Origin of the sequence: Streptomyces fradiae, assembly GCF_041270065.1 — a bacterium.
In the GTDB taxonomy this organism is placed as follows: domain Bacteria; phylum Actinomycetota; class Actinomycetes; order Streptomycetales; family Streptomycetaceae; genus Streptomyces.
Map to the genome: position 1 here is coordinate 6,808,188 of NZ_CP065958.1, position 26,732 is coordinate 6,834,919.

Annotated in this window: 25 protein-coding genes; 13 read left to right on the top strand and 12 right to left on the bottom strand. The window is 74.8% G+C overall.

The features are described from left to right. Window positions 1-93 precede the first annotated feature (93 nt). A complete protein-coding gene (locus JAO84_RS30910; RefSeq protein WP_370415782.1) occupies window positions 94-618 on the bottom strand; it encodes a GNAT family N-acetyltransferase in 525 nt (174 codons plus the stop codon). A 248-nt stretch (window positions 619-866) separates the two neighbouring features. Here JAO84_RS30910 and JAO84_RS30915 point away from each other — a divergent pair, with 248 nt between their 5' ends. From JAO84_RS30915 to JAO84_RS30925, 3 genes are all read left to right on the top strand, one after another. Then, complete coding sequence (locus JAO84_RS30915) at window positions 867-2,048, top strand: sulfite oxidase (RefSeq protein ID WP_370415783.1); 1,182 nt, start codon at window positions 867-869, stop codon at window positions 2,046-2,048. Window positions 2,049-2,219: 171 nt separating this feature from the next. Then, the gene (locus JAO84_RS30920) at window positions 2,220-3,455 is read left to right on the top strand and encodes an aminotransferase class I/II-fold pyridoxal phosphate-dependent enzyme (protein WP_370415784.1); all 1,236 of its coding nucleotides are present in this window, start codon (window positions 2,220-2,222) and stop codon (window positions 3,453-3,455) included. A 95-nt stretch (window positions 3,456-3,550) separates the two neighbouring features. Further along, window positions 3,551-4,606: an MBL fold metallo-hydrolase gene (locus JAO84_RS30925; protein ID WP_370415785.1), complete on the top strand. Its 1,056-nt coding sequence runs from the start codon at window positions 3,551-3,553 to the stop codon at window positions 4,604-4,606. Here JAO84_RS30925 and JAO84_RS30930 read toward each other — a convergent pair. Continuing rightward, window positions 4,586-5,284 (bottom strand): DedA family protein, encoded by a 699-nt coding sequence (locus JAO84_RS30930; protein WP_370416909.1) that lies wholly within the window; start codon window positions 5,282-5,284, stop codon window positions 4,586-4,588. The two genes, JAO84_RS30925 and JAO84_RS30930, sit on opposite strands and share 21 nt — an antisense overlap. Window positions 5,285-5,295: 11 nt before the next feature. Continuing rightward, on the bottom strand, window positions 5,296-6,120 hold the full coding sequence (locus JAO84_RS30935; RefSeq protein ID WP_370415786.1) for an MBL fold metallo-hydrolase: 825 nt from the start codon (window positions 6,118-6,120) through the stop codon (window positions 5,296-5,298). A gap of 114 nt (window positions 6,121-6,234) precedes the next feature. On the opposite strand from JAO84_RS30935, the gene JAO84_RS30940 reads away from it, so the two are divergent. The 5 genes from JAO84_RS30940 (at window position 6,235) to JAO84_RS30960 (ending at window position 11,549) form a co-directional block, all read left to right on the top strand. Beyond that, complete coding sequence (locus JAO84_RS30940) at window positions 6,235-6,639, top strand: hypothetical protein (RefSeq protein ID WP_370415787.1); 405 nt, start codon at window positions 6,235-6,237, stop codon at window positions 6,637-6,639. Between the two features lie 212 nt (window positions 6,640-6,851). After that, window positions 6,852-8,990, top strand: coding sequence for a phage holin family protein (locus JAO84_RS30945; RefSeq protein ID WP_370416910.1), 2,139 nt, complete (start codon window positions 6,852-6,854; stop codon window positions 8,988-8,990). Between the two features lie 66 nt (window positions 8,991-9,056). Beyond that, complete coding sequence (locus JAO84_RS30950) at window positions 9,057-10,457, top strand: amino acid permease (RefSeq protein ID WP_370415788.1); 1,401 nt, start codon at window positions 9,057-9,059, stop codon at window positions 10,455-10,457. 620 nt (window positions 10,458-11,077) lie between these two features. Next, entirely contained in the window at window positions 11,078-11,344 is a 267-nt protein-coding gene (locus tag JAO84_RS30955) for a hypothetical protein (protein ID WP_370415789.1), read from the top strand. 52 nt (window positions 11,345-11,396) lie between these two features. Next, the gene (locus JAO84_RS30960) at window positions 11,397-11,549 is read left to right on the top strand and encodes a hypothetical protein (RefSeq protein WP_370415790.1); all 153 of its coding nucleotides are present in this window, start codon (window positions 11,397-11,399) and stop codon (window positions 11,547-11,549) included. 189 nt (window positions 11,550-11,738) lie between these two features. On the opposite strand, the gene JAO84_RS30965 is transcribed toward JAO84_RS30960, so the two are convergent. Next, a complete protein-coding gene (locus JAO84_RS30965) occupies window positions 11,739-12,920 on the bottom strand; it encodes a low temperature requirement protein A (protein ID WP_370415791.1) in 1,182 nt (393 codons plus the stop codon). Window positions 12,921-13,176: 256 nt separating this feature from the next. On the opposite strand from JAO84_RS30965, the gene JAO84_RS30970 reads away from it, so the two are divergent. After that, window positions 13,177-13,614 carry a hypothetical protein gene (locus JAO84_RS30970; protein ID WP_370415792.1) on the top strand — a complete coding sequence of 146 codons (438 nt, stop codon included), beginning with the start codon at window positions 13,177-13,179 and terminating at the stop codon, window positions 13,612-13,614. Here the strand turns inward: JAO84_RS30970 and JAO84_RS30975 are convergent, their stop codons facing one another. Beyond that, on the bottom strand, window positions 13,615-14,424 hold the full coding sequence (locus tag JAO84_RS30975; protein WP_370415793.1) for a helix-turn-helix domain-containing protein: 810 nt from the start codon (window positions 14,422-14,424) through the stop codon (window positions 13,615-13,617). It lies immediately after the preceding gene. Window positions 14,425-14,514: 90 nt separating this feature from the next. Here JAO84_RS30975 and JAO84_RS30980 point away from each other — a divergent pair, with 90 nt between their 5' ends. Together JAO84_RS30980 and JAO84_RS30985 are read left to right on the top strand one after the other, a co-directional pair. Further along, window positions 14,515-14,817, top strand: a complete 303-nt coding sequence (locus JAO84_RS30980; RefSeq protein ID WP_370415794.1) for a 4a-hydroxytetrahydrobiopterin dehydratase — start codon at window positions 14,515-14,517, stop codon at window positions 14,815-14,817. A gap of 23 nt (window positions 14,818-14,840) precedes the next feature. Then, window positions 14,841-15,620 (top strand): class I SAM-dependent methyltransferase, encoded by a 780-nt coding sequence (locus JAO84_RS30985; protein WP_370415795.1) that lies wholly within the window; start codon window positions 14,841-14,843, stop codon window positions 15,618-15,620. Here the strand turns inward: JAO84_RS30985 and JAO84_RS30990 are convergent. Together JAO84_RS30990 and JAO84_RS30995 are read right to left on the bottom strand one after the other, a co-directional pair. Then, window positions 15,598-16,086 carry a hypothetical protein gene (locus JAO84_RS30990; RefSeq protein WP_370415796.1) on the bottom strand — a complete coding sequence of 163 codons (489 nt, stop codon included), beginning with the start codon at window positions 16,084-16,086 and terminating at the stop codon, window positions 15,598-15,600. The genes JAO84_RS30985 and JAO84_RS30990 overlap by 23 nt on opposite strands. Further along, window positions 16,083-16,574, bottom strand: coding sequence for a hypothetical protein (locus JAO84_RS30995; RefSeq protein WP_370415797.1), 492 nt, complete (start codon window positions 16,572-16,574; stop codon window positions 16,083-16,085). The genes JAO84_RS30990 and JAO84_RS30995 overlap by 4 nt, the downstream gene beginning before the upstream one ends. A gap of 39 nt (window positions 16,575-16,613) precedes the next feature. Between JAO84_RS30995 and JAO84_RS31000 the strand changes: the two genes are divergently transcribed. Together JAO84_RS31000 and JAO84_RS31005 are read left to right on the top strand one after the other, a co-directional pair. Further along, window positions 16,614-17,564, top strand: a complete 951-nt coding sequence (locus JAO84_RS31000; protein ID WP_370415798.1) for a helix-turn-helix transcriptional regulator — start codon at window positions 16,614-16,616, stop codon at window positions 17,562-17,564. A 132-nt stretch (window positions 17,565-17,696) separates the two neighbouring features. Beyond that, on the top strand, window positions 17,697-18,647 hold the full coding sequence (locus tag JAO84_RS31005; protein ID WP_370415799.1) for a trans-aconitate 2-methyltransferase: 951 nt from the start codon (window positions 17,697-17,699) through the stop codon (window positions 18,645-18,647). 81 nt (window positions 18,648-18,728) lie between these two features. Here the strand turns inward: JAO84_RS31005 and JAO84_RS31010 are convergent, their stop codons facing one another. The 5 genes from JAO84_RS31010 to JAO84_RS31030 form a co-directional block, all read right to left on the bottom strand. After that, window positions 18,729-19,517 carry an aldo/keto reductase gene (locus tag JAO84_RS31010; RefSeq protein WP_370416911.1) on the bottom strand — a complete coding sequence of 263 codons (789 nt, stop codon included), beginning with the start codon at window positions 19,515-19,517 and terminating at the stop codon, window positions 18,729-18,731. 123 nt (window positions 19,518-19,640) lie between these two features. Beyond that, window positions 19,641-20,423 carry an ABC transporter ATP-binding protein gene (locus JAO84_RS31015; protein ID WP_370415800.1) on the bottom strand — a complete coding sequence of 261 codons (783 nt, stop codon included), beginning with the start codon at window positions 20,421-20,423 and terminating at the stop codon, window positions 19,641-19,643. Further along, window positions 20,420-23,104 carry an ATP-binding cassette domain-containing protein gene (locus tag JAO84_RS31020; protein ID WP_370415801.1) on the bottom strand — a complete coding sequence of 895 codons (2,685 nt, stop codon included), beginning with the start codon at window positions 23,102-23,104 and terminating at the stop codon, window positions 20,420-20,422. The genes JAO84_RS31015 and JAO84_RS31020 overlap by 4 nt, the downstream gene beginning before the upstream one ends. Window positions 23,105-23,116: 12 nt before the next feature. Then, a complete protein-coding gene (locus JAO84_RS31025; RefSeq protein ID WP_370415802.1) occupies window positions 23,117-24,385 on the bottom strand; it encodes an ABC transporter substrate-binding protein in 1,269 nt (422 codons plus the stop codon). A 113-nt stretch (window positions 24,386-24,498) separates the two neighbouring features. Further along, window positions 24,499-26,322, bottom strand: coding sequence for a long-chain fatty acid--CoA ligase (locus JAO84_RS31030; RefSeq protein WP_370415803.1), 1,824 nt, complete (start codon window positions 26,320-26,322; stop codon window positions 24,499-24,501). Window positions 26,323-26,732: the final 410 nt, after the last annotated feature.

The following is a 26,732-nucleotide window of genomic DNA, read 5'->3' on the forward strand; positions in this document are numbered from 1 at the left end:
GTTGCCGTGAGCTCACCGTACGCCGAGCATTCGTATTCTGAGACCCCATTCTCATGATGTGGACATGGTGGCTGAACGGGCGGTCAGCGGGGGTCAGTTGGCGGCCCGCCATTCCCAGCGCCGCTCCCCGTCCTCGAACACCTCCGTCGGCGCCAGACCCGCCGCCGCGGCCACGGCCGCCGACGCGCGGTGCTCCGGATGCACATGAGCCACAAGCGCCGGCGCGCCGCGCTCCCGCAGCCAGTCCGCCAGGACCACCGCCGCCTCCCGGGCCAGCCCGCGGCCCTGCCAGGGCGTGCCGAGCACCCACGCGAGCTCGGCACCCCCGGCCACCACCGTGGCCTGCACGGTGCCGATCGCCTCCCCGGTCTCGCGCAGCCGCAGCACCCAGTTGCACCACACCGTCGTCGCCGGGTCCGGCGGACCGGCGAGCAGCCGCGCGTAGCGGGCGGTCAGCTCCGGCCCGGTCAGCGGGGCACCGCCGATGAAGACGTGCAGGGCCGGATCGGCCAGGGCCGGGGCCGTCTCGGCGGCGTGGTCGAGCCGCAGCGGCTCCAGGTCCAGACGGGCGCCGCGCAGCGGGACGGCGGCGAAGTGTGCCGGGTCGAAGGTGTTCATCCGCCCAGTGTCGCGGGACCGGCCCCGCGCACGGCGCCCGCCGGGCGGATCCTGGTAGGAGAGGCCCGTCCTTGCAGGCCCACAGGCCCACAGCCCGCAGGCCCACAGGCCGGCACTGACACGCCCGCAGGCCCGATATTGCGGGCGCGTGAAGGAACCGCCGCGGGCACCCCGCGCCGGCCCCGTCCCGTGCCAAGGTGTGCCCGTCCGTCGTCCGCCCCGTCCCCGACGCGCCGAGGAGAACCACCGTGCCCGCCCGCCGCACCCTCCTGAAGGCGCTCGCCGCCGCCCCCGTCCTCTCCGCCCTCGGCACGTCGCCAGCCGGGGCCGCCGCCCCCGACCCGGCCCCCGGCATCGTCAAGCCGCTCCCGCCCGCGTACTTCACCGTCCGCGGCACCAACGCCGAGTCCCGCTTCGAGACCTTCCGCGACACCGGCCGGGTCACGCCCACCGACCGCTTCTTCGTCCGCAACCACACCTCCACACCCGTCCTCGACGCCGCCGACTGGCGGCTCACCGTCTGGGGCGACGGACTGCACGGACGCCGCCCGTCCGTGCGGATCGGTTACGGACAGCTGCGCGACCTGCCGGCCGTCACCCGGACGGCCCTGATCGAATGCGCCGGAAACGGCCGCAGCCTCTACGCCACCCAGCAGGGCGAGCCCGTCAGCGGCACGCCCTGGACCCTCGGCGCGGTCGGCGCCGCCCACTGGCGCGGCGCCCGGCTCTCCGACGTGCTGCGGCTCGCCGGCATCGCCGCCGACGCCGTCGCCGTACAACCGCGCGGGCTCGACGCCCCGTACGTCACCGGCGGGGCCGACCTCGGGCACGTGCGCCGCCCGCTGCCCGTCGCCAAGGCGCTGGACGACGTGATCCTCGCGTACGAGATGAACGGTGAGCCGCTCCCGTACGACCACGGGCACCCGGTACGCCTCGTCGTGCCGAACTGGGTCGGCGTCGCCTCCGTCAAATGGCTCGGCGACATCGAGGTCTCCCGCAGCCCGCTCTCCTCGCCCTGGTCCACCGACTACTACCGGTTCTTCGGCGAGGCGTACCCGGCCGGCGGCAGCGCCCCGCTCGGCCCGCAGACCCTCAAGAGCGCCTACGAACTCCCCTTCGGCGCCACCCTCGAAGCGGGCCGCCCCCACCACCTCACCGGCCGCGCCTGGTCCGCGCTCGCGCCCGTGCGTGCCGTGGAGGTGTCCGCCGACGGCGGCGCCGCCTGGCACCCGGCCCGGCTCCTCGACCGGCCGCGCTCCGGCGGCTGGGTGCGCTGGACCGCCTCCTGGCGGCCCGCCGCGGCCGGGCCTGCGACCCTGCTCTCCCGGGTCACCGACACCGCCGGGAACGTCCAGCCCGAGCGGGCCGTCCACAACACCCAGGGCTACCTCTTCAACGCCGTCGTCCGGCACCCCGTCACCGTGGAGTGACCACCGGCCGGAGCAACGGCCCGATCACCGGCCTGAGCACGGACGGGGCCGGCGTGGCCACCGTGTGCGCGCCGCGCGAGCGGCGGAACCCGGCAAACCTCCGTATAAAGGTCACTGGGGTGCCGCTCGCGGGCGCCCCGGTGCAGCCGTGGGCAGGAGGAGGTTCGGGTGATGCGGCAGACGGCCCCGGAAAGCCGCGGACCCGTGCGTTACGGGCCGCCCGCACCGGAGCCCGGTCTCCCGGTGCTGCCCGGCCTCGCCGCCCTGCTCGCCGCCGCCGCCGACCGCACCGGACCCGAACCGCCCGGTGGCGGACCCGTGCTCCGCGAGGCCGCCGCCGGCTACTGGTGGCGCCGCGGACTGCGCACCCACGCCGAGGACGTGGTCGCCGCCCCCGGCGCCCAGCCCCTGCTGCTCGCCCTGATCGCCGCGCACCGCGGCGACCTGCTGCTGCCCCGCCCCTGCCCCGCCTGGTGGACCCCGCAGGCCCGGCTCCTCGGCCGCCCCGCCTACCACGTGCCCACCCCCGCCGAGTGCGGCGGCGTCCCCGACCCGTACGCCCTCCTGGAGACCGTCCGCCGGGTCCGCGCCGAGGGCGGCCACCCCCGGCTGCTGCTGCTCTCCGTCGCCGACGACCCCACCGCCACCGTCGCCCCGCCCGAGATCCTCCGCGAGGCCTGCGAGGCCGCCGTCGCCGAGGGGCTGCACATCATCAGCGACGAGACCTGGCGCGACACCCTGCACCGCCCGCAGGACACCGTGCTGCTCAGCCCCGCGGAGATGTGCCCCGACGACGTCACCGTGCTCACCGACCTCGCCGGCGCCCTCGCCCCCGCCGCCTGGCCGTGCGCGGTCGCCCGCTTCCCGCCCTCCGCCGCCTCGCGCACCGACCGTTACGGCGACCACCGGGCCCGTACCCTCGACATCCTCACCGCCCTCGGCGCCCTGGTCCCCGGCCCCTTCGCCCCCGCCGCGGCGCACGCCCTCGACGAACCCGAGGACGTCACCGTACGGGCCCGGCTCACCGCCCAGGCGCACGGCCGGGTCGCGGCCGCCGCCCACCGGGCGGTGCTCGCCGCCGGCGCCCTCGCCCGGCCCCCGCAGGCCGGCCGCCACCTCTACGCGGACCTCGGACCGCTGCGCGCCGGGCTCGCCGCCCGCGGGGTCACCGACTCCCTCGAACTCGAGAACCACCTCACCGCCCGGCTCGGCACCCCCGTCCCCGGCGGCCACCGCTTCGGCGACGAACTCGGCGCGCTGCGCGCCCGGTTCGACACCGCCGCCTTCCTCGGCGCCACCGAGGCGGAGCGGATGGAGACCCTCACCGCCGCCCGCCCCGAGGAACTGCCCCACGTGGACCGCGCGTTGAGCGCCTTCGGAGCCGCCCTCGACGAACTCGCCCACTGAACCCCACGACAGGCAGCGACCGAACCCCACGACAGGCACCGACTGAACCCCTCGACAGGCACCGACGGTTGACGGAACACACGGAGGCCGCAGAGATGACGGAACAGACGGCCCGGCCGGCCCGGGCCCCGCACTCCGCCCGCACCCCGCACGCCCCTGACGCCCCTGGCGCCCCGCACCCCGCGCCCGCGCTCCAGCCCCTCGGGCGGGTCCGCCACGACTGGCCGCGCAGCTTCGCCGACCGGCTCACCGCGCCGCTGCCCGGCGTCCGCGCCATGGCCCGGCTCGCCCGCGAGGGCGCCGTGCGCCCTGCGGCCGAAGGGCTCCGCGACATCCCGCTGCTGCCGTTCGCCCCCGGACCGCTGCCCGAGGCCGGGCCCGACACCCTTGCCGTCACCTGGGCAGGCCACGCCAGCTGGGTGGTCCGGGCCGGCGGACTCACCGTCCTCACCGACCCCGTCTGGTCCCGCCGCATCTTCGGCACCCCGGCCCGCCTCACCCCCGTCGGCGTCCGCTGGGAGGACCTGCCGCCGGTCGACGCCGTCGTCATCAGCCACAACCACTTCGACCACCTCGACGCGCCCACCCTCAAGCGACTGCCCCGCCGCACCCCCGTCTTCGTGCCCGCCGGACTCGGCCGCTGGTTCACCCGCCGCCGCTTCACCCGGGTCACCGAACTCGACTGGTGGGAGGCGGCCGAACTCGACGGCCTGCGCTTCGACTTCGTCCCCGCCCACCACTGGTCCAAACGCACCCTGCTCGACACCTGCCGCTCCCTCTGGGGCGGCTGGGTGCTCACCGACCGGGCCGGCCGCAAGCTCTACTTCGCGGGCGACACCGGCTACGGCCACTGGTTCGCCGAGATCGGCCGCCGCCATCCCGGCATCGACCTCGCGCTGCTGCCGATCGGCGCCTACGACCCGCGCTGGTGGCTCAGCGACGTCCACACCGACCCCGAGGAGGCGGTCCGCGCCTTCCAGGACCTCGGCGCGCGCCGGATGGCCCCCATGCACTGGGCCACCTTCGTGCTCTCCTCCGAGCCCGTGCTCGAACCCCTCACCCGCGTCCGCGACGCCTGGACCAAGGCCGGACTGCCCCGCGAGGACCTCTGGGACCTGCCGGTCGGCGCCTCAGGCGTGCTCGTTCCCTGACCGGCCGCTGCCCGGCTGCCCGCTCCCCGGCTGCTCGCTCCCTGAGCGCTCCGGCGTGTCCCGGCGCGGTCGGCGCGTTCCGCGCAGCCGGCGCCACAGCGCCGGCACCGCGCTGATCAGCACCGTCAGGCCCACCGCCGCCACCACGCCCTGCCAGGGCTCGGGGAACAGCGAACCGCCCAGGATCCCGATCAGCTGGTACGTCGCCGCCCACGCCAGACACGCCGGCAGATCGCCCCGGGCGAACCGGCGCAGCGGCATCCCGGCGAGCAGACAGGCCAGCATCACCGGGATCCGCCCGGCCGGCACGAGGCGGGAGAGCACCAGGACCGGCACCTGGTGGCTCTCCAGGCGCTCCTGCGCGTGGGCGAGCCGGTCCGGGGTGACCCGGGAGCTCAGCGCCGCCAGCCAGCGCGAGCCGTTGCGCGATCTGACCCCGCGCTGCCCCAGCCAGTACAGCGCGAGGTCGCCGAGGAAGGCCGCGCACGACGACACCAGGAAGACGAAGAGGAGCGAGAACGGCGTCGACTGGTGGAAGGCCACCACCGCCGCCGACGACACGATGGCCCCCGTCGGCACCACCGGCACCAGCGCGCCGAACGCCACCAGGAGGAAGAGCGAGGGATAGCCGACCGCCTGCTGCGTCGACTCCGGCGGCAGCTCCCGCACCACCGCCATGACCCGGTCGATCACCGGGCGACCTCCGGCCGGACCCGCTCGCCGTGGCCGAGGAGGTGGACCGTGACCTTCGGGGCGAGCCGGGCGGCATGGCGGACGAAGTCGTCGCCGGGGGCGTGGAACTCGTGCGGACGGACCGCGTCCAGGCCGATCGGCCAGTACGTGCCGTAGTGCACCGGCACCGCGGCCGCCGGCGACAGCGCGGCCAGCGCCTCGGCGGCACGGTGCGCGTCCAGATGGCCGTGGCCCAGGTAGGGCCCCCAGCCGCCGACCGGGAGCAGGGCCACATCGACCGGCCCGACCGCCTCCGCCATCTCGTCGAAGAGCCCGGTGTCGCCCGCGAAGTAGGTGCGGGCCTCGCCCTCCACCACGTAACCGAGCGCGGGGGAGCGGTGCGGCCCGTACGGCAGCCGGCGCCCGTCGTGCCGCGCCGGCACCGCCCGTACCGTCACGCCCTCCACGGACAGCTCCTCGCCGGCCGCCAGCTCGGCGAGGAGCAGGCCCCGCCGGGCGAGCCGGCGCAGCGCCGGGACGGCCTCCGGCGCGCCGGCCGGGACGACGAGGAGGGTGCCGGGCGCGAGCCGGGCCAGCGAGGGCGGATGCAGATGGTCGGCGTGCAGGTGCGAGACGAGGACGACCTCGGCGCGGGCCGCCTCGGGCGGCGGCAGCGCGCCCCGCCGGCGCCGCAGATGGGCCAGCCGGCGTGCGAAGAGCGGGTCGGTGAGCAGGCGCACCCCGGAGTCCTCGACCGTGCACGTCGCGTGGCCCCACCAGGTGACTTCCACCGGTCCGCCGCCCTCTCCCGTCGCCGCCGGCCCGCAACCGGGACCGGCCATCCGTATCGAGGGTAATTGTCCGAGGGTCCGGGAGGGGCGGGACTTCACCGGAACGACCCCTCTTGGTATACCGGGACCCTCCTCCCGGGCCCTCCGACGCAGTAGGGTCGCCCCATGGACGACGTTCGGGTGGCGGCGATCGCCAGCCTCACCCCGCTCGAAGAGCTCGACGAAGACCCGTTCCTGGTCGACACCCGCAGCCAGCACGCCATGTGCGTCCGCTGGGCCCGGGAGCGCGGCTACGTGGTGACGAGGCAGCTGCTCTTCTACGGCATCCGGCCCGACCACGACGCCCTGTGGGCCGATGTCGAGGAGGGGGCCGTCGACCTCTTCGTCGCCCCCAACGAACGCGTCCTGGCCCGGGCGTTGACCGACGTGCCCGGCTTCCGCGCCGAGTGCGGGCGGCGCGGCGTGCGCCTGGAGACCGCCGGGCTCGCCGAACCGGCGTACGACGCGCCGAAGAAGGCCGGGGTGCACCGCCGGCTCTCCATGCCGACCGCCGGGTACGACGGCTCCTGAGGCCGCACCGGGACCCTGCCGGCCGCCGCACCGCCCGAACGCCGCTCGCCCGCCCCGCCGCGCCGCCGTTGTGCCACGCTGGGGGCAGGAATCGGGCGAAAGGCGAACGAGGCGTGGGTGAACGGCGAGGACCGGCGGCCGCGGGCCCGCACCGGGGCCCGGACCGGGGCCCGGACCGGGGCCGGGTCCGAGGCCGGGTCCGAGGCCGGGTCCTGGACCGGATCCGCTGGCGGAGCGCGAGCCGCGCCGTCCTGCGGGTGATCACCGTGTGGGCGGTCTCCACCCTCACCCTGCTCCTGCTCGCCGCCCTCCTCCCCGACTTCCAGCTGCAGTCCGCCGACGGCGAGAGCCTCACCACCGTCGCCTTCACCGCCGCCTGGTGCGCGGGCGCCTTCGGTCTGCTCAGCGCCCTCGTCTGGCCGCTGATCGTGCGCGCGCTGCTGCTCGTACCGGCCCTGGTGCTCGGCCTGTTGGTGTTCTTCCTCAACGGCTCGCTGCTGCTCCTCGCGCTGCGGCTCAGCACGGACGGACGGGCCGCCGCCGCGCCGGAGACCGCCGTGGTGGTGGCCGCCGTGATGTCGGCCGTCGCCTCCGCCACCTCCACCGCGCTCGCCGTCCGGGACGACGAGGCGTACCGGCGCCGCCTCTACCGGCTCGCCGACCGCAAGCGGCCCCGGACCGCCCGTGCGGGCGTCGAGCCGGTGCCCGGCACGGTCTTCCTCCAACTCGACGGCGTCGGCCACCGGGTGCTGACCGACGCGGTCGCCGCCGGCCGGATGCCGACCGTGGCCGAGTGGCTGGCCACCACCCACACCCTCACCCCCTGGCGCACCGACTGGTCCAGCCAGACCGGCGCCAGCCAGCTCGGCATCCTGCACGGCTCCAACGAGGACGTGCCCGCCTTCCGCTGGTACGAGAAGGACACCGGCCGGCTCATGGTGTCCAACCGGCCCGCGAGCGCGGTCGAGCTCCAGCGCCGGGCCGTCGAGCGCACCGGCGACGGCGGACTGCTCACCCTCGACGGCGCCTCGCGCGGCAACCTGTTCAGCGGCGGCGCCGACCAGCTCGCCCTGGTGCTCTCGATGGCCGCCCGCCGGGGCCGCCGCAACCGCTCCCGGGCCGGCTACTTCGCGTACTTCTCCGACCCCGCCAACGCGGTCCGCACCGCCGGCTCCCTCGTCGCCGAGGTCTTCCGCGAGCTCGCCCAGTCGGTCCGCGCCCGGCTGCGCCGCGACACCCCGCGGGTCTCGCGCGGCGGGCTCTACCCCTTCGTCCGGGCCTTCGCGACCGTCGTCGAGCGGGACGTCGTGGTCGCCGCCGTGATGGGCGACATGCTCGCCGGACGCACCGCCGTCTACGCCGACCTGGTCGCCTACGACGAGGTGGCCCACCACTCCGGCCCGCGGGGACGCGACACCGACCAGGTGCTCGCCCGGCTCGACCGGGCGCTCGGCCTGATCGCCAAGGTCGCCGAGCACGCGCCCCGCCCGTACCGGATCGTGCTGCTCTCCGACCACGGACAGAGCCCGGGGGAGACCTTCGAGTCGGCCTACGGGCTGACGCTGAAGGATCTCGTACGGGCCGGATGCGGGCTGCCGGTGTCGCGCCGGGTGCGCAGGACTCGGAGTGGTTCGGAGGCCCGCGACGCCGCGCGCGACGCGCTGCGCAGCGCCCTGCACCGTCCCGTCGACGAGGCGGGGGAGGCCGGGAAGGACGGCGCGGAGGCGGCGGCCGTGGCCGCGGCCCGCGCGCCCGAACCGGTCGTCCTCGCCTCCGGCAACCTCGGCCTGGTGTCCTTCCCCGGCGTGCCGCACCGGATGACCCGCGAGGAGATCGACCGCCTCCACCCGGCCCTGCTGCGCACCCTCGCCCACCACCCCGGGATCGGCTTCCTCCTCGTCGCGAGCGAGCAGCACGGCTCGGTGGTGCTCGGCGGGGACGGGGCCGAGGTGCCGGTCGCGCGCCTGGCCGACGACGAGGGGCCGCTGACCGGTTTCGGTCCGGGCGCGGCCGACGCCGTACGCCGCACCGACGGCTTCCCGCACGTCGCCGACATCATGGTCAACTCGATGCACGATCCGGCCGCCGGCACCGTGCACGCCTTCGAGGAGCAGATCGGCTCGCACGGCGGACTCGGCGGCGACCAGTCCCGTCCCTTCCTGCTGTGGCCGCGCGAGCTGACGCCGCCGCCGGCCGATGTGGCCGGCGCCGAGCGGGTGCACGAGGTGCTGCGCGGCTGGCTGCGGGAGGGCGAGGGACCGCAGGTGCCGCTGGAGATTTCCCCGTCCAGCGCGGATACGGAAGCATTTCTTCCGGTCGAGGGGCCCGCCGTGCGGGACAAAAACGGGTGATTTGGAGCGTCGTCCCGCCATCCGGACCATGGTGGCGTTTGTACGACGAGAGGCGCACCACCCCCCATGAGCACGGCCACCACCGCACCCCCCGCCCCGGCCCCCACCCAGGACGCACGGGAACCGCGGTCCAGCAAGCACGCCCGGCGCTTCGGGCTCCCCGTCGCGACCGCCCTGGTCATGGGCAACATCATCGGCGGTGGCATCTTCCTGCTCCCCGCCTCCGTGGCCCCCTTCGGCACCATCAGCCTGCTCGCCTTCGGCGTGCTCACCCTCGGCGCGATCGCCCTCGCGCTGGTCTTCGGCCGGCTCGCCCGCCGACTCCCGCAGACCGGCGGCCCGTACGTCTACGCCCGCGCCGCCTTCGGCGACTTCGCCGGCTTCCTGGCCGCCTGGTCGTACTGGATCACCGCCTGGGTCTCCAACGCGGCCCTCGCCGTGGCGGCCGTCGGCTACCTCGACGTGCTCGTCCCGATCCACGAGTCCACGCTCGCCACCATCGCCGCGGCCCTCGCCTTCCAGTGGCTGCCCGGCCTCGCCAACCTGGCCGGCACGCGCTATGTCGGCGCGGTGCAGATCGTCGCGACCGTGCTGAAGTTCGTGCCGCTGATCCTGGTCGCCGTCGGCGGACTGTTCTTCTTCGACCCCGACAACCTCGGCCCCTTCCAGGCGAGCGGCGGCAGCGCGCTCGGCGCGGTCTCCGCCTCCGCCGCGATCCTGCTCTTCAGCTACCTGGGCGTCGAATCCGCCGCCGTCAGCGCCGGCGAGGTCCGCGACCCGCGCCGCAACGTCGGCCGCGCCACCGTCCTCGGCACGCTCGGCGCCGCCGCCGTCTATCTGCTCGGCACCCTCTCCGTCTTCGGCACGGTCGCCCACGACAAGCTGGTCGGCTCCACGGCGCCCTTCTCCGACGCCACGAACATCATGTTCGGCGGCTCCTGGGGCGGCGCCGCCGTCGCCGTCATGGCCATGATCAGCATCCTCGGCGCGCTCAACGGCTGGACCCTGCTCAGCGCCCAGGCCCCCTACGCCGCCGCCCGCGACGGCCTGTTCCCGAAGGCCTTCACCGTCAAGCGGCGCGGCGTCCCGACCGTCGGTGTCGTCGTCACCGTCGCCCTCGCCTCGCTCCTGACGGTCTACAACTACACGGCCGGCACCGAGGGCGTCTTCGAGATCCTCGTGCTCGTCACCACCTTCACCGCCACCGTGCCCTATCTGTTGTCCACCGCCGCCCAGATCCACTTCCTCCTCTCCGGCCGGTCGGATCAGGTCTCCAAGGCCCGTCTCGCCCGCGACGGCGTCCTCGCCCTCGCCGCCTTCGGCTTCTCGATCTGGCTGGTCGCCGGCGCCGGCTACGCCGCCGTCTACCAGGGCGTGCTGTTCCTCTTCGTCGGCGTCCTGGTGTACGCGGTGATGCCGGCCCGCAAGAGCCGCGCGGGCGCCGCGGGCGTCACCCCCGAGGGGTGAAAAGCGCCCCGGCGACGTAGGCCGGCCGGGCGGATCTTCGCCCCGGCCCGGCAGGTCCCGGCCGAGGCGGGGCAGTACGGATCACCGTGAGCCCCCGAGCCCGTGTCCGGAGCGTCGCGCCGTCTGCCCCTGGGGGCGGGGCGCGGGGTGTCGGGCGTGTGTCCGGGGAGGCTGGAGGGACGTCTTCGTACGGGGCGCACCTGGGTGATTCGGCCTCGCGCCGGGGTGTCGGGCGTGTGTCCGGGGAGGGCGGAGTGCCGTCTTCGTACGGGGTGCACCTGGGTGATTCGGCGTCGCGCCGGGGTGTCGGGCGTGTGTCCGGGGAGGCTGGAGGGACGTCTTCGTACCGGGCGCACCCGGGCGATTCCGCCTCGCCCCGGGGTGTCGGGCGCGTGCCCGGGCCTGGCGGAGAGCCATCTTCGGACCGGGGTGTCTCTCGTGCCCGAAGGGCTACGGGGGGTGCGGCAGGCGCTGCGCGCCGCGGGCACCACCGCCCGGGCGGAGCCCGTGGCCCGGAGGCATTTCCTCCCGTGCCGCGGGTCGTACCCCCGCCCGGGCGCAGCCCCGGGGGCGGGCGATCCGGGCACGGCCCGGGCCGGGGTGCCCGGTTCGCGCTCGCGGTGCTGCTCGTGCTCGCCGCGCTGCTCGGCGCGGGCGCCGGCGGGGCGGCGGCCTTCGGCGAGGGCGAGATCCGGTCCGTGTCCGCCGCGGCCGACCCCGGCGGCGAGACCCACGAGACCGCCGAGCTCCAGGCCACCGCGCCCCTCCGGCGCACGCACCGGCGGCCCGCGCCGCCTCCCTGCCCGGTCCGTCCCACCGCGCCCGCACCCGTCCCCGTACCCGCCGCGCGTGGCGCCGCTCCCCGGTCGGCGGTGATGCGGTGCTGAGAGGCCCTGCCTCCCAGCACCCCACACCCCCCACCGCAAGGAGCGCACCGCCATGCCCGTCGACCCCTTCGCCGTCCTCAACGCCCTGCTCCGCGCCGAGGCCGCCCGCAACCGCAGCCCCGAACCCCCCACCCCGGAATCGGCCCCGACGCCGGAGCGCGTCCCCACCGAACCGACGCCCCGCCGGGAGCCCCGCCCCGAGTGACCCCCGCCCCGGCGGACCGGCACGCGGATGCCCGTACCCGCCCGGTCCGCCTGGCCGCCTGCCGTACCGCTGCCCGGTGACTCGGCTGCCGCGCCTGCGGGTCAGGCTCGCGCCGTCGCGGCGATTCCGGCCGGGCCACTGCCCCGCCCGGCGGGCCGGACTCATGCCCCATGCCGTACCGCCGCGCGGCTACGCCTCTGCCGTCGGTTCCGGCCGGGCCGCCGCCCCGCGTCCGTGCACCAGCACCAGGGCGAGGATCGCCGCCGCGAGGAGCGCGAGGGCCAGTAGGGCCGGGATGTGCTGCACCAGGGGGCCGGCCGCGAGGCCGAGCGCGCCGCCGACGAGGAGGGCGGTCGGGCGGCGGCCCGTGGAGCGCAGGACGATCGCCGCGGCGCCGAGGAGGAACACGCCGACGCCGCCGGCGAGCGACCAGGCCACCGTGCCGTGCAGGGGCTCGGCCAGGGCGTAGTGGCCGGTGTCGGCGACCTGGGTGAGGACCTTCTTCATGCCGAGGGCGCACAGCACCACGCCGGCCACCAGCGGCAGATGGAGGAAGGTGTAGACGTCGCGGGCGAAGCGCGTGCGGTCGTCGCCGTCGAGCGCGCCGAGCCGGTGCTCGGCCGGCTCGCCGAAGCGGCGGAAGTACAGCGCCCACAGCCCGGCGGAGAGCAGCAGCCCCGCCGCGCACGCGCCGATCACCGCCACCGTCAGCGGGAAGTCGGCCACGCCGACACCCATCGCCACGATCGACTCGCCGAGCGCGATGATCACGATGAGACCGTGCCGTTCGGCGAAGTGGCCGGGGGAGTTGACCCGCCAGCCGGACGCGCCGGTGACATAGATGCCGCCGTAGTCGATCAGGACCGCGCCCAGCCAGAGCAGCAGCCGCGGCGTCCCCTCGTACGCGCAGCCCGCGAGCAGCAGCGCCAGCGGCGGCGCGACCGAGAGCAGCGCCGTGCGGCGCAGGGTGCGGTGCAGGGCCGTGTCGCCGGGGCTGGCGATCCGGTACGAGACCAGGTGCAGCACCCGCACCAGACCGTACGAGGCCACGAACACCAGCGGCAGCGGCAGCCCGCCGGTGGCGTCCGCGAAGAGCTCCGGCACCGCGAGGGACACCACGAACACCACTGCCATCACGGTCACCAGGACCCCGAACAGCGCGCCGGCGTCGGCCCGTACGACATTGCCCAGCCAGGCGAAGCAGCACCAGCACCACCACAGCAGCGCGAGCACCACCATCCCCTCGACCACCCGGGTCGGCGACGGCGCGGCCGCCATCAGCGCCGTGACCTGCGTGATCGCATAGACGAAGACCAGATCGAAGAACAACTCCGCGGGCGTCACCTTGTGATCGCCCCCGGTCGCCACCATGCGTGACCGATTCCCGGCCGCCATCCCGCGCCCCCTCGTCTCCCGGCCGCGCCCCCGCCGGCCGTCCCGGCGCGCACCCTACCGGCCCGGGGCGGCTCCCCGTCCCGCATTACCTCCGACGTAATCGACGCACCGGCCCGCCCCCGGCAAGCTCAAGGCACCGGTTCCCGGGCGGCGCACTCCGTCCGGGAACCGGGCACCGGACACCCACGCCGCCCCCACCCACTCAACCGCCCTGCCAGGAAGGTGATCTCCCATGTCCCAGGCCCTGCTCACCGGCCTCTCCCGCACCACCGAGCCGCGGTCCATGGTCCGCCGGTTCCTCGCGCTCGACGCCGTCGTCACCGGCGCCAACGGGCTCGCCTACGCCGCCGTCCCCGGACCGCTCGGCGAACTCCTCGGCGTCGACCGGGGGTTGCTCTTCGAGCTCGGGCTCCTCCTCGTCGCGTACGCCGCCGGGGTGGCCTGGCTCGCGAGCCGGACGCGGCCCGCGGCGGGCGGGGTGAAGGCCGTCGTGGGCATCAACCTGCTGTGGACCGTGCTGAGCGTGGTCGCCCTCGTGGCCTGGCTGGAGCCGACCACCGCCGGCACGGTGTGGACCCTGCTCCAGGCCGGCACCGTCGCCGGCTTCGCGGCCCTCCAGTGGTCCGCCCTGCGTGCCGACGCTGCCGACGCCGCCGATACCACCCGCTGATCAGCCGCTGAGCGCGTGCAGATAGGCGACCGTCGCCGGGTCGGCCGGCAGCAGCGTCTCGATGGCCAGCTCGGCGACCGTCACGTCCATCGGCGTGTTGAAGGTCGAGATCGACGACACGAAGGACAGCACGTGCCCGTCGTGCTCGATCCGCATCGGCAGCGCGAAGTACGGATACGGCTCCGGGTCCTCCCGGTCGTCCGGGTCCGTCGTCCCCTCCGGCAGCGGATAGGCCGCCACCTCCTCGTACAGCGCCCGCAGCGCCGCCGAGCGGGCCAGGCCGATCTGCCGCTCCATCTGGGCAAGGAGATGCCCCCGCCACTCGCGCAGATTGCGGATCCGCGGCGCCAGGCCCTCCGGGTGCAGCGTGATCCGCATCGCGTTCAGCGGCGGCGTCAGCAGATGCTCCGGAAGCCCCGCGAGCAGCAGCTGGATCCCCCGGTTGGCCGCCACCACCGTGTACGAGCCGTCCACCACGAGCGCCGGGAACGGCTCGTACCCCTGCAGCAGCCGCTCGATGCCCTCGCGCAGCGTCTCCAGCTCGGGCGCGTCGAGCGCCGACTCGGCGTAGCGCGGCGCGTAACCCGCCGCGAGCAGCAGGGCGTTGCGGTCGCGCACCGGCACCTCCAGGTGCTCCGCGAGCCGCAGGATCATCTCCTCCGAAGGCCGTGAGCGGCCCGTCTCGACGAAGGAGATGTGCCGCGCGGACGAATCCGCCCGCAGCGCCAGCTCCAGCTGGCTCAGCCGCCGCTGCTCGCGCCATCCGCGCAGCAGGGGCCCCACACCCGTGTCGGTCGCGACAGTCGTCATGGGCAGACGGTATCCCAGAGGGGGACCCGGGTACGTTCTCCCCGGGACCGCTCCGTCACCACCCCGCACACCTACCGGAGGGAGCACCACGTGCCCACTGAGCCCCTGTCGCAGAAGGAGATCGAGGACCGCCTGCGGGAGCTCCCCGGCTGGACCCTCGACGGCGACCGCATCACCCGGAGCTACGAGCTCGCCGACCACTTCGCCGCCACCGCGCTCGTCGTCCACGTCGCCCAGATCCAGCAGGAGCTGAACCACCACAGCGATCTGACGCTCGGTTACAACACGGTCGCCGTCGCCGTGAACACCCACTCCGCCGGCGGGGTCACCGAGAAGGACTTCGAACTCGCCGAACGCGTCGAGGCGGTGGCCCCCGGCCACGGCGCGCACTGACGCCCCCGCCGTACCATCCCCGCATGGGGGAGACGATTCTCGACTACGAGGCCGAGGCCGCGCGCTACGACGAGACCCGCGGCGGCGTCCCGCGGGCCGAGGCGGCGGCGGAGGCCGTCCTGCGGCTGCTGCCGCCCGGCACCCGCACCCTCCTCGACGTCGCCTGCGGCACCGGACTCGTCACCGAACGGATCGCCCGCCCCGGCCTCACCGCGTACGGCGCCGACGCCGCCCACGCGATGCTGCGCACCGCCGCCGCCCGGCTCCCCGGCCGGGCGGTGCGCGCCGACGCCCGCCGGCTTCCGCTGCCGGACGGGTCGGTCGACGCGGTCAGTGCGATCTGGCTGCTCCACCTGGTGCCGTTCGCCGAGGAGGTCGTCGCCGAGGCCGCCCGGGTGCTCCGGCCCGGTGGGGTGTTCCTCACCACCGTCGACAAGGACGCCTGCCACGACGTCGGCAGCGACATCGACGCCCTCCTCCGCCCGCACCGGCCGGCCGCGGCCGGCTCCGGCTCCCGCTCGGACTCCGGCTCCGACGGCGCGGCGCGCATCACCGCGTACGCCGCCGTCCACGGCCTCGACCAGGCGCCCGGCACCGAGTTCACCGGCCACGGCCAGGGTGCCACCCCGCGCGGTACGGCGCGGAAGCTGCGCCGCGGCTACTACGCCTCCTGGTACCGCGGCACGCCCGCCGACACCGACAGCCTGGACGCGGCGCTCGCCGCCCTGCCCGACCAGGACCGGCCGCGCCCCGACCCCGTCTACCGGCTCGCCCGCTACGTCAAGGCTGCTCCCCGCGGCTGAACTCCATCACCCAGTTCACCACCCACTCCTCCTCCGTGCCGTCCGCGCCCTCGGTGCCGGCCGGCGCGAAGGACTGTTCCCAGCGCGCCGTGTCCGGACCGATCCCGGTCCAGCGGAACCGCACCCGCACCGGCCGCCCCGCGTAGTGGTCGTCGCCGAGGAACAGCCCCGTGCCGTCCGCGCCGAACCGGCCCCGCACCGGCGGCTCGAGCCGGCCGGTGCGGCTGTTGGACCAGTTCAGCGTCCACTCGCCGGTCTCCGGCTCGTACAGCCGCAGCGTCAGCCCGCTGAAGCCCTTCGACGGGAACACGATCTCGTCGGCGTGCGCCCGGCCGTCCCAGAAGAGACGCCCGGTGGTGTGCCCGTCGAACTCCTCCCAGCCGCTGTCCGGATCGAGGAAGTCGGCGAGCCGGCGGTTGCGCACGGTCCACCGGCCGTCCAGGAAGTCGAAGTCCCCGCCGCTCACGCGCACACCCCCGTGGTGCCCGTGGTCAGCGCGTCCGCGACATAGCCGGACAGGTCCGGGGCGTCGGGCGCGAGCATGTGCCGTACCCAGGCCGCCCGTTCGTGCCCGAGCGGCGCCAACTCCCACACACAGCCGATCCAGTTGCGGGCGCCCGGCTCGATCCGTACGAAACGGGCCGGGTCCAGGTCCGGGCAGTCGAGCGCCGGCTGCCCGGCCGCCGCACCCGCGAAGTGCAGCACGTTGTCCCACACCCAGCTGTAGACGTTCAGATACGCACCGGTGTCGCCGCCCCGGTGCAGCACCACGAAACCCGCCGCCGGGGTGGCGCCGTCCGGCTCCGGGAGCAGCTCGGGCAGCAGCGCGTACGCCGCCTTCTCCACCTCCGGCTCGATGCCCGCCGGGTCGGCCGTGACGTGGTAGCGCTTCAGCTGCCGGCCGGCGACCACGACCGGCGGCAGGACGAACAGATTCTTCTCCGTGAAAGCCATGGCTGGACTGTAGGAGCGGTTCACTGACATCTTCTGTCAGTGAAGTCCAGCCGACTCCTGACGATCCTGCTGCTGCTCCAGACCCGCGGCCGGATGACCGCCGCCCAGCTCGCCGAGGAGCTGGAGGTCTCCGTCCGCACCGTCTACCGCGACGTCGAGGCCCTGCACACCGCCGGCGTCCCGCTCTACGGCGACGCCGGGCACCGCGGCGGCTACCGGCTGCTCGCCGGCCACCGTTCCCGGCTCACCGGCCTGTACGCGCGGGAGGCCGAGGCCCTCGTCCTCGCCGGGCTTCCGGCCGCGGCCGACGAGCTCGGGCTCGGCGGACACTTCGCCGACGCCCAGCTGAAACTGCGCGCCGCCCTCCCCGCGCCGCTGCGCGAGCACGTCGACCGGCTGCGCGGCCGCTTCCACATCGACGCCCCCGGCTGGTACGCGGAGGACACCGGCACCCCGTTCCTGCCGCAGGTCGCCGACGCCGTACGGGACGGGCGGGTGCTCGCCGTGCGCTACCGGCGCTGGAAGGAGCCCACCGACGTCGACCGGCGGCTCGCCCCGTACGGACTGGTGCTCAAGGCCGGCCGCTGGTACCTGGTCGCCGGGCCGGGGCCCCGCACCTACCGGGTCGACCAGATCCTCGACCTCACCGTCACCGACGAGGACGCCGACATCCCCGAGGACTTCGACCTCGCCGCGCACTGGCGCGCCACCCAGGCCGACTTCCACGCCCGCCTCCACCAGGGCGAGGCCGTCGTACGGATCTCCCCGCGCGGCGCGGCCGCCCTCACCGGCGCCGCCGCCCGCGCCCTCGCCGAGAACGGCACCCCCGAACCCGACGGCTGGACCCGGGCCACCCTCCCCGTCGAGGGCCCCGACCACGCCCACGCCACCCTGCTCGCGCTCGGCGCGGAGGTGGAGGTCCTGGCCCCCGAGGAGCTCCGCGACCGGATCGCCGCCACCGTGCGCACCCTCGCCGCGCGCTACGCCTGACCGAACGTCCGGGCCGGGCGCGGCCGAGCCGCGGAGATCGGCGGATGTGGGGATGCGGAGATCCGGGAAGCGCGTTTTGCCGGTCCGGCAAGTTTTCTCGCGTGTACGGCACCGGGCGCGCACGCTGTCCCCATGAGCGCTGACCACCACTCCGGGCACGACCACGGCTCCCACGACCACGACCACGGCTCCTACGGGAACGGACATGGCCACGGCCACGGTTCCCACGGGCACGACCACACCCACCTCGACTGGGCCGAGCTCGCACCCCTCCTCACCGTGCAGGCGGAGACCCAGAGCCCCCTCTACGCGGCGGCCGCGGCCTGGCTCGCCTCCCTCTTCCCGGACGGTGCGGTCCGCCGGGTCCTCGACGTCGGCAGCGGGCCGGGCGTCGTCACCGCACTGCTCGCCGAGGCCTTCCCCGAGGCGGAGGTGGTCGCCGTCGACGCCACCCCGGAACTCCTCGCGCTCGCCCGGGAGCGGGCCGAGGCCCGCGGCCTCGGCGACCGGGTCGGCACGCTGCGGGCCGAACTCCCTGGCGACTTCGGCTCCCTGGGCACCGCGGACCTGATCTTCGCCAGCAACTCCCTGCACCACATCGGCGACCAGCGGGCCGCGATCGCCTCCTTCGCCGGACTGCTCAACCCCGGCGGTGTCCTCGCCCTCGCCGAGGGCGGTCTGCCGGAGCGCCATCTGCCGTGGAACCAGGGCGTCGGCCGGCCCGGTCTCGAGGCGCGCCTCGACGCGGCGCACGCCGAGTGGTTCGGCGAGATGCGGGCCTCGCTGCCCGACAGCAAGGAGGAGATCGACGACTGGGCCGCTCTGCTCACCGGCGCCGGGCTCGACCCGAGCGGCACCCGCAGCTTCCTCGCCGACGTCCCCGCCCCGGTGCCGGACGCGGTGCGCGGGCAGGTCGTCGCGCACTACGAGCGCCTGCGCGAGGGCTTCGGCGACCGGCTGCCCGACGAGGACCGCGCGGCCGTCGAGCGGCTGCTCGACCCGGCGGAGCCGCTGTCGCTGCACCGGCGCCCGGACGTGTTCCTGCTGCTCGCCCGTACCGTCCACACCGCTCGTAAGTCCTGACCGGCCGGGACACGGAGAGGGGCGGGGGCCCGGCGGAAGAGGATCCGCCGGGCCCCCGCCCGTACGCCGGTGTGCCGGAGATCAGGCGCCGAACTCGCCCGGGTTCGGGCCCAGTCGGCGGCCCTCGTCGAGGACGGCGAAGGCGGCCAGGTCCTCGGCGTCCAGCTCGAAGTCGAAGACGTCGATGTTCTCGCGGATACGGGACGGGGTGACCGACTTCGGGATCACCACGTTGCCGAGCTGGAGGTGCCAGCGCAGCACCACCTGGGCCGGGGTGCGGCCGTGCTTCTGGGCGATCGCCACGATCGCCGGGACCTCCAGGAGGCCCTTGCCCGAGCCGAGCGGCGACCAGGCCTCGGTCGCGATGCCGTGCTCGGCGTGCGCCTCGCGGGACGCGGTCTGCTGGAGCTGCGGGTGCAGCTCGATCTGGTTGACGGCGGGCACGACCGAGGTCGCGCCGATCAGTCGCTCCAGGTGCTCGGGCAGGAAGTTCGACACGCCGATGGCGCGCGCCCGGCCGTCGGCCAGGATCTTCTCGAAGGCGCGGTAGGTGTCGACGTACGCGTCCTTCGCCGGCACCGGCCAGTGGATCAGGTACAGGTCGACGACGTCGAGGCCGAGCTTCTCCAGGGAGGCGTCGAACGCGCGGAGCGTCGAGTCGTAGCCCTGCTCGCTGTTCCACAGCTTCGTCGTGACGAAGAGCTCCTCGCGCGGGAGCCCCGACGCGGCGAGTGCCTTGCCGGTGCCGGTCTCGTTTCCGTAGATCGCGGCGGTGTCGATCGAGCGGTAACCCGCCTCCAGGGCGGTGGCGACGGCCGCCTCGGCCTCGTCGTCCGGCACCTGCCAGACGCCGAAGCCGAGCTGCGGCATGCGCACGCCGTTGTTCAGGGTGAGGAAGGGGACCTTGTTGTCCGTGCTCACGGGGGATGGATCCTTACGTCGTCGGGGGGGGGCTTCGGAGGCCTTGGGGAGTAGTCCTCACAGCCTCAACGATCACGACGGTGATCGCATTCCGCCCGCCCCCAGATACGCGGCCCGGACCGCCGGATCCGCCCGGACCGCCTCCGCCGGGCCCTCGGCGAGCACCCGGCCCAGGTCGAGGACGACGACCCGGGCGCACAGGTCCATGACGAACGAGACGTGGTGCTCGACGAGCAGCACCGCGCAGCCCTCCTCGGCCGCCAGCCGGCGGATCACCGCGGCCAGCCGCTCCCGTTCCTCCGCCGACATGCCGGAGGCGGGCTCGTCGAGCAGGAGCAGCCGGGGCGGGTCGGCGAGCGCACGGGCGAGCTCGGCAAGCCGGGCCCGGCCCACCGGGAGGACGCCCGCGCAGGTGCCCGCGAGCGGGCCCAGGTCGCAGGCCCGCAGTACCTCGGCGGCGCGGGCCCGGCGGGCGGCGGTGACGGCGCGCCCGGCGCCGCGCCGCCACTCCTGGGCGACGACCAGGTTGTCCTCGACCGTCAGCTGCCCGAAGAGCTGCTGCCGCTGAAACGTCCGCCGCACCCCGTGCCGGGCCCGCCAGACGGGGGAGCGGCGGGTGATGTCGACACCGTCCAGAAGGACCCGGCCCCGCTCCGGGCGCCGGATGCCGGACAGCACGTCGAAGAGCGTGGTCTTCCCCGCCCCGTTCGGCCCGATCAGCCCACAGATCTCCCCGGCCCGCACCACGAGCGACACCTCGTCAAGCGCCCGCACCCCACCGAACCGCACCCCGATCCCACGCGCCTCCAGCAGCGCGGCACTGCTCGGCGTATCGCGCCCCGTCCCGTACGTCATGAGCGCACCCCCATCCCCAAATAGGCGTCGGCGAGCCGGTCGGGGTCGGCCTCGGCGCGCGGTCCGCGCCATACGATCCGCCCCTCCGCCAGGTACGCGACGGTGTCCGCGATGCCAAGCGCCTCCGCCGCCTTCTCCTCCACCAGGAGCAGCGCCGTGCCCCGCTCCCGTACCTCGGCGAGCAGGGCGAACACCTCGTCGACCACCTTCGGGGCGAGGCCGAGCGAGGGCTCGTCGGCGATCAGCAGGGCCGGCGGGCACTGCAGCAGCGGGGCCAGGGCGAGGAGTTGCTGCTCGCCGCCGGAGAGGGAGCCCGCCGGGACGGTGCGGCGGGCCGCGAGCGCAGGGAAGCGCGCGTACACGGCCTCCCGGTCCTCGGCGGCGGGCAGTTGGAGCGCCAGGTTCTCCTCGATGGACAGGCCCGCGAAGATGCCCCGGCCCTCGGGCGCCAGCCGCACCCCGCGCCGGGACCGGGCCACGGCGGAGTCGCCGCGGCTCTCGGCCCCGCCGATCCGTACGGCGCCGTCCCGGCACCGCAGCAGTCCGCCGGTCACCCGGCAGAGCGTGGACTTGCCCGCCCCGTTCGCGCCGAGGACGGCCACGATCTCGCCCGCGCGCACGGTGAGGTCGACCCCGTGCAGCACGTCCGCCCCGCCCCCGTACCCCGCACGGACCCCGGTCAGCTCGAGCACGGCCCCCTCAGGGCCCGGGACATCGGCCTCCCGTCGCGGCGGAGGTACGACGGGGGCCGCCGCCCCACCCGTACGCCGCCGCGCCCACCGGCCGGGGACGGCCGCCACGTACCCGTCCGGATCGTTCGCCAACGCCAGGCCCGCGAGGCCGAACAGCACCACTGGCAGATGGGCGGAGTCCGTGACGTACGTGGCGAGCAGATGCGGGGCGACCGCGAAGACGAGCCCGGCGACCACCGCGTACTGCGGCCGTCGCACGCCCGCCGCGACCACCACCGCGAGCCACACCAGACCGGCCATGGCGGGGAAGTCGGTCGCGGTGATCCGGGTGTTGTACGAGGCGTAGAGCACCCCGCCGAAGCCGGCGAGCCCGGCCGACACGGCGAACACCAGGAGCTTGGTGCGCACCACCGACACCCCGGAGGCCGCGGCGGCGGCCGGTGCGGAGCGGACCGCGAGCATCGCCCGGCCGCGCCGCGAGCCGCGCAGCCGGCTGAGGCCCGCCACGCCCGCCGCGCACAGCGCGACCAGGGCCACGCCCATCGCCCGGTCGTCGGACAGGTCGAGCGGGCCGATCACCGGGCGCGGGATCGCCCAGCCGGTGTCGCCGTTGCGCAGCCACCCGAACTGGAAGAGGACCTGGTCGGCGAGGAAGGCGAGGGCCAGGGTGGCGAGCGCCAGGGAACGCCCGCCGAGCCGCAGCGCGGGCAGCGCCACGACCGCGCCGAGCAGCGCCGCCACCGCCGTGCCGGCGAGCGTCGCCGCGGCGAAGGGCCAGCCGTGGCTCATCAGGAGCCCCGCCACCAGGGCGGCGCCGGTGACGAAGGTGGCCTGGGCGAGGGACACCATCGCGCCGAGCCCGGTGACCACGGAGAACGACAGGAAGACCAGGCCGATCGCCAGCCCTTGGGCGAGGATGCCGCTCCAGAACGGGGTGGTGACGGTGTAGAACGCGGTGGCGAGCAGTGCCGCGGCCGCCGCCCACGGCCCCCAGCGCCGTACCACGCCCGCCTCCGCGAGCCGGTCGTCCGGCGGCGGGTCGGCGGCCGCGGTGCCCGCGACCCGCTCGCGCCGGGCCAGCAGCACGAGCCCGGCGAAGAGGATGAGGAAGGGCACGGCGGTACGGAAGCCGGTGATGCCCTCGGCGAAGCTCGCGTAGCCGGCCACCAGGTTCTGGACGACGCCGAGGCCGAGGCCGCCCGCGAAGGCCAGCGGCACGGACGTGAAGCGGCCGAGCACGGCGGCCGTCGCCGACACGAACAGGAAGAGCGTGTAGTCGTGCGCGGAGAGCCCGAGCAGCGGGGTCGCGAGGACACCGGCCAGGCCCGCGAGGCCCGAGGACAGCATCCACGCGACCGACGACAGCCGGTCGGCGTCCACTCCGCGCAGTTCGGCGAGCGAGCGGTTGTCGACGGCGGCCCGCAGCCGCAGACCGAGCCGGGTGTGCCGGAGCAGCGCCCACAGGCCGGCCGCGACCGCCGCCGTCACCAGCCAGGTGATCAGCTGGTCGGAGTCGACGCCGACCCCGTCGATCCCGAGCGCCTCGAAGGGCTGCCAGGAGACGGCGGGGCTCGGCCCGACGCCGGGCAGGCCGAACTGGTTCTCGGCCGGCTTCACCGGCGCCCCGGCCCGTTCCAGGAGCTCGACCGCCCACAGCCCGGCGGCCGGCAGCGCGACGAGCAGCCCGATGGTGGCGGTGATCTGGGCGGTCTCGCCGACCCGGGCGAGCTTGCGGAACATCAGCCGGTCGAGCGCCCAGCCGAGGCCGGGCGCGACGAACAGGACGAGCAGCAGGGCGGTCGGGACGGCGGGCAGGCTGAGGCCGGAGTGGAGTTCGTAGAAGGCCAGCGCGCACAGGTAGGCGGTCGCCCCGTGCGCGAAGTTGAAGAGCCCGGAGGCGGCGGAGGAGAGCACGAGCCCGGTCGCGAGCAGCGCGTACAGCGCGCCCGAGACCAGACCGCTCAGGACGAAGCCCAGCAGGTCACCCACGGCACCACGCCCCTAGCGGAAGGGGATCGGCGGATAGCAGCGGAAGGGCACGGCGACCTCGTAGCGCCCGCCGGTGAGGCGGACCAGCGCGCCGCAGCCGAAGCTCTCATTCTGCCCCTTGGGCTCGCTCCGGTCGCCGACCAGGGTTCCGGTGTCGGAGAAGCCGTTCGCGGCCCGCTGGAAGGACTCGACGGTGAGGTCCTTGCCGGCCCTGGCGGCGACGGCCAGAAACAGATCGGCGCTCATGTACCCCGTCATCATGTGCATGTTGAGCGGAACGTCCCTCCCACCCGCCGCCTTCTTCACATCGGCCTTGAACTGCCGCATCGCCGGGCTGTCCGCCTCGAAGGGCTGGAACTGGAGCAGGACGAGCACCCCGTCGAGGGCCTGCCGGGTCGCGTCCTTGGCGAGCAGCCCGGGGTCGTAGTCGGTCGGGTCGGAGAGCAAACCGCGATACCCGGCCCGCTTGAGCGCGGTGAACAGGCCGATGTTGTACGGGGTCTGCATCACTGACACCACGGCGTCGGGCTGCTTCCCGCCGGGCCCGGAGCGCAGGATCTCCTTGGTGTACGCGGACCAGTCGCTCGGCAGGGAGCCGGCGGGCACCGCGGCCTTGGCGTAGGCGAGGTCGAAGCCGGCCGCCCTGAAGCCCTGGGTGAAGGTGCGGATGCCGAACTTGCCGGCGTCGTTGTCCCCGGCGATCAGCGCGACCGAGCGGCCCTTGGCACCGCCAAGGACCTGCGCCAGGCCCTCCGGCCAGGTCTGGTTGAGGGTGCCGCCGGGGGTGGGGACGAGGCAGCCGTTGAAACCGTAGATGTGCTTCGGCCCGCAGAAGGAGGGCAGGGTGCCCCAGCCGACCGTGGGCACGGCCCGGGAGTCGAGGAAGTCGGCGCCCGCGAAGGTCACCGAGCTCATCGGGGCGACGGCGAAGACCTTGTCCTGCTGGACCAGTTCGCGGGCGGCGGCGAGGTTGCGGGCCGGGTCCTGTCCGTCGTCCTCGGCGCCGAGGTAGTCGATGCGCCGCCCGTTGACCCCGCCTTCGGCGTTGGCCCGGTCGTAGCGGGCCCGGGCGCCGAGGTCGGTGTCCTTCTTGGAGTAGCCGCTGGCGCTCGTCATGGAGACGATCCCGCCGACCTTGATCGTGTCGGCGGTCACTCCCCGCACGGTGCCGCCCGCTCCGCCCGGAGGTCCCGAAGCCCCTCCGGTGGAGGCGGAGTTGCAGGCGGTGGCGAGGAAGAGCGCCGCCGCCGCGGCGGCCAGGGTGCGGAGCGTTCTGGACACGGTCGGTCATCCCTCCGTCGGATGACCCGCATTCTGTGACCGACCTGATGGCCCGTCAATAACTGACGCTCCATCAATTGATGAGCCATCATCAGACCGACTGTGCAAGGCGGTCAGCGATACAGGGCCTCCACCTCGGCCGCGTACGCCTGCTCGATCGCCTTCCGCTTCAGCTTCAGGGACGGGGTGAGCAGCCCGTGCTCCTCACTGAACGGATGCGCCAGGATCCGGAAGGTGCGGATCGACTCCGCCTGCGAGACCTTGGTGTTCGCCGCCACCACCGCCCGCCGGATCTCGGTCTCCAGACCCGTGTCGTGCACCAGCTCCGCGGGCGGCAGCGAGGGCCGGTTCTGCATCGCCAGCCAGTGCTCCACGGCCTCCTGGTCGAGGGTGACGAGCGCCGCGACATACGGCCGGTCGTTGCCGACCACGATGCACTGGGACACCAGCGGATGCGCCCGCACCCGCTCCTCCAGACCGGCCGGCGACACGCTCTTGCCGCCCGAGGTCACCAGGATCTCCTTCTTCCGCCCGGTGATCGTCAGATAGCCGTCCTCGTCGAGCATGCCGAGGTCCCCGGTGGACAGCCAGCCGTCGTTCAGGACCGCGTCCGTGGCCTGCGGATTGTTCAGATAGCCGGCGAAGACATGCCCGCCGTGCAGCCACACCTCGCCGTCCTCCGCGATGTGCACCGTGGTGCCCGGCACCGGCTGCCCCACCGTGCCGTACCGGGTGCGCTCCGGCGGGTTCGCCGTCGCCGCCGCCGAGGACTCCGTCAGGCCGTACCCCTCGTAGATCGTCACGCCCGCGCCCTCGAAGAACAGCCCGAGCCGCCGGTCCATCCCCGAGCCGCCCGACATCGCGTGCCGCACCCGGCCGCCGAGGGCGTCGCGCACCTTCCCGTACACCGTCTTCTCGAAGAACTGGTGCTGCATCCGCAGCGTCGCCGACGGCCCGGGACCGATGCCGAAGGCCTTGTGCTCCATGGCCTCCGCGTACTTCACGGCCACGTCCACCGCCTTGTCGAACGGTCCCCGCTTGCGCTCCTGCTCGGCACGCCGGCGGGCGGCGTTGAAGACCTTCTCGAAGACGTACGGCACGGCAAGCACGAAGCTCGGCCGGAAGGCCTGCAGATCGGGCAGCAACTCGGCCGCGGCCAGCACCGGCTGGTGGCCCAGCTTCACCCCGCTGCGGATCGCCGCGACCTCCACCATCCGCCCGAAGACGTGCGCCAGCGGCAGGAACAGCAGCGTGGACGCCTCGTCGCCCGGCTTGGAGTGGAACACCGACTCCCACCGCCCGGTCAGCATCTCCGTCTCGAACATGAAGTTGGCGTGGGTGATCACACAGCCCTTGGGGCGGCCCGTGGTGCCCGAGGTGTAGATCACCGTCGCGACCGACTCCGGCGTCACCGCCCTGCGGTGCCGCTGCACGACCTCCTCGTCGATCTCCTCGCCCGCGGCCGTCAGCTCCTCGACCGCGCCCGCGTCCAGCTGCCACAGGCGCTGCAGCCTCGGCAGCCGGTCGACCACCGAACCGATCGTCATCGCGTGGTCCTCGTGCTCCACCACGCAGGCCGTGACCTCGGCGTCGTGCAGCATCCACAGCACCTGGTCCGCGGACGAGGTCGGATAGATCGGCACCGACTGGGCGCCGAGGGTCCACAGCGCGAAGTCGAAGAGCGTCCACTCGTAGCGGGTGCGCGCCATGATCGCGACCCGGTCGCCGAACCGCACGCCCTGCGCGATCAGCCCCTTCGCGAGCGCGAGGACCTCGTCCCGGAAGGCCGCGGCCGTCACGTCCTGCCACTGCCCGTCGACGCCCTTGCGGCCCAGGGCCACCCGGTACGGGTCGTTCTCGGCGTGGTCGAACACGGCGTCCGCCAGACCGCCGACCTGAGGCGCCGCCTCGACGGGCGGCACGGTGAACTCGCGCACTGACCTGCTCCTCACCCGCTCGATGTGGCACTCCGTACGGCGCGGGTGAAACTACCCCACGCCGCAGCCGGACGGGAGTGCCTTCACCAAGCCGCGACATAACGCATCCGCACAGGTCAGCGACGGGTGAGCGGGCAAGTGAGAGCCTCCCGGTCCCGGTTGCCCGACCGCCGGTAAGCCCCGGAGGCCGGAATCTCCACCGAATCTGTACGGGCTGATCACTGCGGCACCCGACGGAACCGGGCGCGGGGAGCCGGGTACGAGACCGGGGCCGGGCCGGGAGTCGGCATGGCGGACGAGACCCGCAGGCGGCCGGAAACCGGGCCGTGGGGGACGCGCAGGGGGCCGCGTTCGGGACGTGAAGCGTGATTTGTGGCGCGGCACGAGGCCCTGAAGCTCACGCGGAACGG